Source organism: Westiellopsis prolifica IICB1, assembly GCF_004323185.1.
Taxonomy (GTDB): Bacteria; Cyanobacteriota; Cyanobacteriia; order Cyanobacteriales; family Nostocaceae; genus Pelatocladus; species Pelatocladus prolificus_A.
Genome location: NZ_NAPS01000002.1, coordinates 101441 through 110004, shown reverse-complemented (window position 1 = coordinate 110004; position 8564 = coordinate 101441). Strand labels below are relative to the sequence as shown.

Below are 8564 nucleotides of genomic sequence, written 5' to 3'. Positions count from 1 at the left end.
CGCAAAAATCATTTCGGCGACCGCAAAAATCATTTCGGCGACCGCAAAAATCATTTCGGCGACCGCAGAAACTAAATATAAGGTAGAGTAATCCAAAATCTAAAATCGAATGACTGGCTCTGGTTGAACTGGTATCCAAACTGTAAAAATTGAACCAACACCAACAGTAGATTCTACTTCAATTCGACCCCGATGTAGTTCTACAAGTTGTTTAGTTAATGCCAAACCGAGTCCTGTACCTTCGTAACGACGGCGGTAGGGGGTATCTAGTTGATGAAATTTTTCAAACAGCAGTGGTAACTGTTCTTGAGGAATCCCAATCCCAGTATCTTCGACTTGAAATACAGCGGTGTCATCTTCCATCCACAGGCGTAAAGTCACATTTCCACCTTCAGGCGTAAATTTGATCGCATTACTTAAAAGATTCCACAAAATTTGTTCTACTCTTCTGACATCAGCAGTAAAGCGATCGCCTTTTTGATCAACAAGTAACTCTAGTCTCAAGGTAACTTGCTGGCTACTGGCTTTTTCTAATAACGATGCAACTATATTTTCTGATATCTTTACCAAAGAAAATTCTGTAATATTTAAAACAGCTTTACCTGCTTCTATCTGGGATAAATCCAGAATATCATTAATCATTTCTAATAGATGTTCGCCGCTATCATGAATAGTTTGCAGGTATTCTCGTTGGCGTTGATTTAAATCTCCAAAAGACCAACGTAGTAAAGTTGCAGACATACCAATTACGTAGGTTAAAGGAGTAAGTAGTTCATGGCTGATGGTAGCAAGAAATTCACTGCGGAGGCGACTAGCAGCTTCAGCTGCGACTAAAGCGTCATGGAGGGCTACAGTCCGTTCAACTACTCTTTGTTCTAAAGTGTGTTTTTCTTGAGTCAGCGATCGCATTAACTCGGCTTGATGAATTGCGATCGCTAATTGTTCCGCAACAGAAGTTAAGAGATTTTTTTCACTCTCATTCCAATTGTGTGGTGTATTGCACTGATGAGCAATTAATAGCCCCCAAAGTTTATTTTCAAATACAATTGGAGCAATGAACTTTGAGCGGACTTTAATAGTTCTTAAAGCCTTCAATAAACACTCTTCTAAAGCATAAGTTTTTTCGACATCATCAACAGCGACGGTAAATCCCTGACGATACTTTTCCCACCACGGAGAGTTAGGGACAAAGCAGTATTCTTCCCTGTAGTTCAATACAGAAGGAATAGTATCGTCAATCCGAGATTCATAAATTACACAACTTGAGGGTTGCCCTAAATTTAGTGAAGACGAAAAATCTGAAGGGTGGTTTTTTTCTTCACCAAAATTTGGGATTCCGAAACTAAAATTTCTACCGTTGAGTGATAGATAATTTGGTTGTTTCGGCTTTGACTCGCTCACATCGGTGAATAAATTTTCTGAAGAAAATAGCCCAGAAAGCAAATTATTACTAGCATTCAAATTCTCAAGACTGTTGGAAATCTGTGCGACTTGTGGATAAACTAACTTGCAAATTACTAGCCGATCTAATTCCAAAAACTTTCGCACCTGCTCAATAGCTGTTACCATAATTACCGACAAGTCTAGACTTTGACGAGTCTGAGTTGTAATCTGATTCAATAGCCGCTCTTGAGCAAGTTGTTTGTTAAGAGCATTCTCCACTGACTGACAAACAGAAGCAACAGGAGTTGTTGAAGCTTGTGGTTGTGTTACTTCCTGATTGGGCTGTGGCAGGAAAAAATCTAACAATAACAGCGTAAACTGACTTTGGAGTTTGACATCATTAGGAGCAAGCAGTTGACAAAAAGAATCAATTTTCTGGTGTTGGGGAGAATTATGTGCAAATAAATCTCTGATATTTGTCAAGAAAGAGGCGATCGCTTCACAACTAAATGTTAACTTGACATCCAACTTTTCCCATAAATCTCCCTTTTGCTCTGGAAGACCCACCATCAAAGCACTAAAACCCCTAGAAATGACAACTGTAAATTTTTGCGTCTGCCATTCTTCAGGTATAGTAATCCGCTTCAGCATAGCTTCTGTCAGAACCACAAACTCACCTTCCACTGCTTGAGCCATTTGCTCTAACAATTCGCCAAGCTGATTAAATACATCTAAAGGCAAGGTGCGAGAAAAGCTCAAATCAGAGGAAATCAGCATGTTCCAAAATTCGTGAAAATCAAGCTAAGTAAGTCGGCACAAATCAATTAGGGGCAAACAGCCCTTACCCCCTACTAGTTGGGGTGGTCATTTGTGAGCCAGCGCGGTCTTGGGGGTCTCCCCCATGAGCGACTGGCGAACCCGTAAGGGTCATTAATCATTGATCATTGATAAGGGTTTGGTGCATGTTTATTTTTCATAACTCCCGCTATGTTTATTTCTGACGACTTACTTAATTAAATGCAGTTGTTTAATTATTTTTTGATCGCGTTCTAACAAACAGTTTAAGATCCTCAGACAGGAATATGCATCGAATTAATGCCACTCCCGGAGGTTGGAATCCTCAATCCGAAGGTGTAAGCTTCCTAGAACAAACTCCAGCTCCACTTGTATTGTTGACGGCTGCTGACACCGACATTCAAACTTTGGCAGCTGCAATCCCCAAGTTGCCTACAAATTTTCCTGAATTTAGAGTTGCTAACCTATTGAACTTGCAGCATCAAATTAGCATTGACACTTATGCCGAGCAAGTTTTGCAACCAGCCCAGGTAATTATTCTGCGCTTACTAGGAGGACGTTCCTATTGGGCTTATGGGTTAGAGGTAGTCCAGGAAATAGCACAAAGCAATGGTATAACCCTAATTGTAATGCCAGGCGATGATGCTTTTGATCCTGATCTTATGTCTCACTCTACCCTGCCTTTGGGGAATGTGAATCAAATTTGGCGTTATTTTAATGAAGGCGGCACAGAAAATATTGCTAATGCCCTAAAATATATCGCCGATCATTGCCTTTCTACTTCCTTTAATCCACCACCACCCCAAACTGTGCCACGTGTCGGGTTGTATGAAGGGCATGGGGCATCGGGCATGGGGCATCAGGCATCGGGCATCGGGCATCGGGCATCGGGCATCGGGCATCGGGCATCGGGCATCGGGCATCGGGCATGGGGCATTGGGCATGGGGTATTGGGCATTGGTTATTCTCCTCACACTTCCCACGCTCCCTTATCCCCGATCCCTGATCCCCGTTACCCCTTATCCCCGATCCCTGATCCCCGATCCCCGAACCCTGATCCCCGATCCCCGATCCCCAAAATCGGTATCCTCTTCTACCGCGCTCATTATCTGGCTGGAAATACCAAAGTCATTGATGCTTTGTGCGAAGCTTTGGCAAAACGGAATTTAGAACCTGTACCAGTGTTTGTTTCTTCGCTGCGTGAACTTGATGTACAAGAAGAATTAAGCGAATTTTTTCAACCCAAAGATTCACAGCCCATATCTGTATTACTAAATACTACAAGCTTTTCTTTGGCGCGGTTGGATACAGAAGCACCGCAACTAGAACTGTGGCAAAAATTGGATGTGCCTGTATTACAAGTAATTTTAAGCGGTGGTGGTGTGGAACAGTGGCGATCGCAGTATCAAGGACTTTCCCCCCGTGATGTTGCGATGAATGTGGCACTACCAGAAGTCGATGGACGCATCATTAGTCGGGCTGTATCTTTTAAAACAGTGCAAACCCGCCATCCGCAACTAGAAACCGATGTGATGGTATATGAACCAGTGAGCGATCGCATTGAGTTTGTTGCTGAATTAGCAGCTAACTGGGTGCGTCTACGTTCTAAACCACCCCAAGAACGGCGTATTGCTCTGATTTTGGCAAATTATCCCACCCGTGATGGTCGCATTGCTAATGGTGTAGGATTAGATACACCAGCTAGTTGTGTGGAAATTCTGCAAGCTTTACAGTTGGCAGGGTACGAAGTAGAAAATATTCCTGCTACTGGTGATCAATTAATCCAGCTTCTCACTGCTGGGATAACAAATGATCCAGAAGGTAGAGAGTTGCGCCGGGTGCAGCAAAGTGTTTCTCAACAAGAGTATCAAGAGTATTTTGCTAGTTTGCCCCAAGAAGTACAGCAGGGTATCGACGATAGATGGGGACAAGGAGGACAAGGGAGACAAGAGGGACAAAGGGGAATTTATCTTTCCTATTTCCCGATCCCCGATCCCCGATCCCCAATCCCCGATCCCCAATTCCCGATCCCCGGTATTCAACTTGGTAATATTTTTATAGGTATTCAGCCAGCGCGGGGCTATGATCTTGACCCTAATTTGAATTATCATGCGCCAGATTTGGAACCAACTCATGCTTATTTGGCTTTTTATTACTGGGTGAGGGAGTGTTTTGGCGCGGATGCTGTGGTGCATGTAGGCAAACATGGGAATTTGGAATGGCTACCGGGTAAGAGTGTGGCTTTATCGAATACTTGTTACCCAGAAGTGGCTTTGGGAGCGCTTCCCCATTTGTATCCTTTTATTGTCAATGATCCTGGTGAAGGTTCCCAGGCGAAACGTCGCGCCCAAGCGGTGATTGTGGATCACTTGACGCCGCCTTTGACTCGTGCAGAATTATATGGTGATTTGCAGCAACTGGAAAATTTAATTGATGAGTATTACGAGGCAGAGAGTTTAGATCCAGGACGTTTAAGTATAGTTTGCGATCGCATCCAAGAATTAATTCTCAAAGAAAATCTTCACCTTGATTTTAAATTCGCTAATAGCCAAGAACAATTACCAATTGGCAAAATCGACGGTTATCTGTGTGAATTGAAAGAAGCCCAAATTCGCGATGGTTTACACATTTTTGGGCAGTGTCCAACCGGAAGACAATTACGAGATTTAATTGTAGCGATCGCTCGTCACCCTCATCGTCATCATAATGGCTTTACTCGCGCCATAGCTGAAGATTTAGGTTTAGATTTTGACCCCTTAACAGCAGATTTCGCTACTCAACTATCACCTCACAGCCATCAAATTCTCAAAGAAAAATTTCAGCATTCCTGTCGCACCGTTGGAGACGCAGTCGAAATTCTAGAAACCTACGCCGCCACCCTCGTAGAAAACTTAATCTCTTCTCCCACTCCCCCATCTCCCCACCACAGCGTCCTCACCTGGATACACTCTCGTCTTTTTCCTGCTTTACAAAAAACTCACCAAGAAATTACTCACTTACTGCGGGGACTTGATGGTAGATATGTCCCTAGCGCTCCTGCTGGCGCACCGACGCGGGGACGTCCAGAGGTTTTGCCAACAGGAAATAATTTTTATACTTTTGATATTCGGGCTTTACCTACAGAAATAGCCTGGGATATAGGTAGAAAAGCAGCGGAGAATTTGATTGAATGCTACACCCAAGAGCATGGTGAGTATCCTAAAACACTAGGCTTATCCTTGTGGGGAACAGCAACAATGCGAACTGGCGGTGATGATATTGCTGAGGCTTTGGCTTTGTTGGGTGTGCAACCTGTTTGGGATGGTGCAGCAAGACGGGTTGTAGATTTTGAAATCTTGCCATTGTCAGTGTTGGGACGTCCGCGTGTGGATGTAACGTTAAGAATTTCTGGATTTTTCCGGGATGCTTTTCCCAATCTGATAGATTTATTCGACCAAGCAGTATCAGCAATAGCAATGTTGGATGAACCTCCATCATTAAACCCCGTGGCTGCACAAGTTCACCAAGAAACAGATTTTTGGATGCAAGCAGGCTTAAGTTTAGCAGAAGCGCAGGTGCGATCGCGTTATCGGGTTTTTGGTTCTAAACCAGGTGCTTATGGTGCTGGACTACAAGGTTTAATAGAATCACAAAATTGGACAGATGATCAAGATTTAGCGCGTGCATACATTAACTGGAGTTGCTACGCCTATACTGGTTCGCCTCCTTCTCAAGAAGGATTAGGGGGTTTAGGTGGCGTTTCGGCACCCGAAGCATTTGAACAACGTCTATCACAAATGCAGATTGTCTTACATAATCAAGACAATCGTGAACACGACATACTTGATTCTGATGATTATTACCAATTTCAAGGAGGTTTAACCGCAGCAGTACGTTCCATGCAAGGGACAAATCCCCAAACTTATTTTGGCGATCATTCGATTGCAGCTAAACCACGAATCCGCACTCTCAAAGAAGAGATTGCGAGAGTATATCGTTCTCGTGTAGTTAATCCGAAATGGATCGCAGGAGTGATGCGCCATGGTTATAAAGGTGCATTTGAAATGGCTGCGACGGTAGATTATTTATTTGCCTATGATGCTACAGCCCAATGTGTAGAAGATCATATGTATGAGGGAATTGCACAGGCGTATCTATTCGATCCTAGTGTCAGTGAATTTATTCAGAGTAAAAACCCGTATGCTTTGCGTGATATGGCTGAGAGACTTTTGGAAGCACACAAACGTGGTTTTTGGCAGGATGCAAATTTACAGATACTCGAAAATTTGAGAGACTTAATTCATCAAGCAGAAGCTGTTATAGAACAAAAATTAATTTGAAATAAAAAGTAGTGTAGGGAAATCTATGGACAATCTTGCGTACTTGCACGTAGCTTTTGCCTACGAGGAATCGCCAACTAGTGAGCTAATTTCCTTGAGTTCTTGGTTGGAGAACGCAGCAGCACCAGATTGGAAACGTCTTTCTGGCAAGGCTTGGAAGCATATGCTACCCCTGGTTCTCACTTTGTCTATTCTCAGTAGTGTTGGCAGTGCCTTGGCATTAGAAAGGGGTGATCAAGGGCCTTCTGTTCGTTCCTTGCAACAAAAGTTAAGAAATATAGGTCTTTATCAAGCGCCGATTACACAAGTATACGATTTTGATACAGAAGCTGCCGTTCGGCGTTTTCAAAAAGCTGCTGGTATTCAAGTGAACGGTGTTGCGGGGACAACAACCTTACAAGCATTACAAAAATGGCCAAAAGCTACTAAAAACAGTAGTGAAATCTCAAAACTCCGGAATTTGAATTATCAAACTCCCAAACTCAGTACTGTGAGTTACCAAACTCAACAAGTCAGTACTGTGAGTGTCACTACAGCGAACAAGCGCCGTAATCCAAATCTACTACAAAAAGGTGACGAAGGAAAAGAAGTCAAAATCTTGCAAGAGCGCTTACGAATAGCAGGCTATTATTACGGTAAATCTACAGGTATATTTGGCCCGATTACCGAAGAATCTGTGAAGCGGTTTCAAAAAGCTTATAACTTAAAAGTTGATGGCATCGTGGGATCAGCAACAACGCGGAAATTGCCTCCAGTTGGTGTTGGTTATGGCAATGAAACACCCAAAACAGCCAAAAATAGAGATAATCTTACCCAAGGCGATCGCGGCGAAGTTGTCAGAGTCCTACAAGCACAATTAATCAAAGCTGGATATTTACAGGGAGAACCAAATGGCTATTATGGCCCTTATACGGCTGATGCTGTGCGGCGCTTCCAGGCTGATAATTCTCTCAAACCAAGCGGAGTAGCAGGCCCAACGACTAGAGCCAAGTTGTACAGTATGCTAAACCCTACTTCTAAATCTAAGAGCGAATTTAACGTTTTGGAAATACAAAGACGACTTCAAGAGCGTGGTTTCTACAAAGGACCTCTCAATGGTGTGATGGGGGATGAAACAAAACGAGCTATCAAACAAGCTCAAGAGTTTTATGGCATTAGTCTCAGTGACGTGAGAAGCGGAACCTATTAGCTCCGCTCAGTTGTTAGTATTAATACTTACAGCCTGCCTATCCCCACTCACAGTCAGTAGAAAACTGTTCAAATTATTTCTCGTTTGTGATATCAGCACCTTACCCAATAACCTACTCAAGTGTTACAGAGGCATTAATGCTCGTTGACACTTGGGACAAACAGCATGAATTGTCAACTGGCAATCAAGCAGTTGATAACCCTCTCTTTGAGCAGTTTTCGCACCTATTTTTAAAATAGAGTCATTTTTGAACTCTATGGTTGTGTTGCATCTGATACAAATGAGGTGATGGTGATGGTGAGGATAAGGCTGGTTCAATTCATAATGTTTATGACCCTCTCCTAACTCTAATTCCCGTAAAATTCCCATTCGTGCCATCAACTTGAGCGTCCGGTAAATTGTTGACAGGCTGATTCCTTCGCCATCAGTTTCTAGCCTGTGATACAAATCCTCAGCACTGAGATGTTCACCTTGCGGAAGATCTTGGAAAATGTGTAGAATTGTTTCTCGCTGAGGTGTTAAACGCCAGCCGCGATCATTTAGTTCTGCCTTGAGTGAAGAAGCTGTATAGACCGTCATACTAATTTTTCTCAACAAACCCTTTCAGCTGAGAATATAGCAAAACTTGAGGGCAATTTGCAACAATGATATCTTATTGAGAACATTTACCAAATGTTATGCAGTTAACAATAAAAAATAATAGGTAACACACTTTGTCGTGATCCCCGTCTTGAAAATCTCTTGACGAAATAAACCTTTTAGCTGCGGTTCCATTACTGCAAACAAATTGCCATAATTTAGTGAGAGTTTGTAGGAACGGGGATCGGGGATACAGCAGACAAGGGAGACAAGGGAGACAAGGGAGACAAGGGAGACAA

Annotated in this window: 4 protein-coding genes; 2 read left to right on the top strand and 2 right to left on the bottom strand. The window is 43.0% G+C overall.

The features are described from left to right. Positions 1–99: 99 nt before the first annotated feature. Positions 100–2160: a GAF domain-containing sensor histidine kinase gene (locus B4U84_RS14685; protein ID WP_131119082.1), complete on the bottom strand. Its 2061-nt coding sequence runs from the start codon at positions 2158–2160 to the stop codon at positions 100–102. Positions 2161–2465: 305 nt separating this feature from the next. On the opposite strand from B4U84_RS14685, the gene cobN reads away from it, so the two are divergent. Beyond that, a complete protein-coding gene (gene cobN, locus B4U84_RS14680) occupies positions 2466–6497 on the top strand; it encodes a cobaltochelatase subunit CobN (RefSeq protein WP_131119080.1) in 4032 nt (1343 codons plus the stop codon). Positions 6498–6522: 25 nt separating this feature from the next. Further along, positions 6523–7686 (top strand): peptidoglycan-binding domain-containing protein, encoded by a 1164-nt coding sequence (locus B4U84_RS14675; RefSeq protein ID WP_131119078.1) that lies wholly within the window; start codon positions 6523–6525, stop codon positions 7684–7686. Between the two features lie 123 nt (positions 7687–7809). On the opposite strand, the gene B4U84_RS14670 is transcribed toward B4U84_RS14675, so the two are convergent. Then, complete coding sequence (locus tag B4U84_RS14670) at positions 7810–8265, bottom strand: Fur family transcriptional regulator (RefSeq protein WP_017309854.1); 456 nt, start codon at positions 8263–8265, stop codon at positions 7810–7812. Positions 8266–8564 lie beyond the last annotated feature (299 nt).

Coding starts and splice junctions, on each gene's coding strand:
- B4U84_RS14685 (WP_131119082.1), bottom strand. CDS start 2,160: ATGCTGATTTCCTCTGATTTGAGCTTTTCTCGCACCTTGCCTTTAGAT.
- B4U84_RS14670 (WP_017309854.1), bottom strand. CDS start 8,265: ATGACGGTCTATACAGCTTCTTCACTCAAGGCAGAACTAAATGATCGC.
- cobN (WP_131119080.1), top strand. CDS start 2,466: ATGCATCGAATTAATGCCACTCCCGGAGGTTGGAATCCTCAATCCGAA.
- B4U84_RS14675 (WP_131119078.1), top strand. CDS start 6,523: ATGGACAATCTTGCGTACTTGCACGTAGCTTTTGCCTACGAGGAATCG.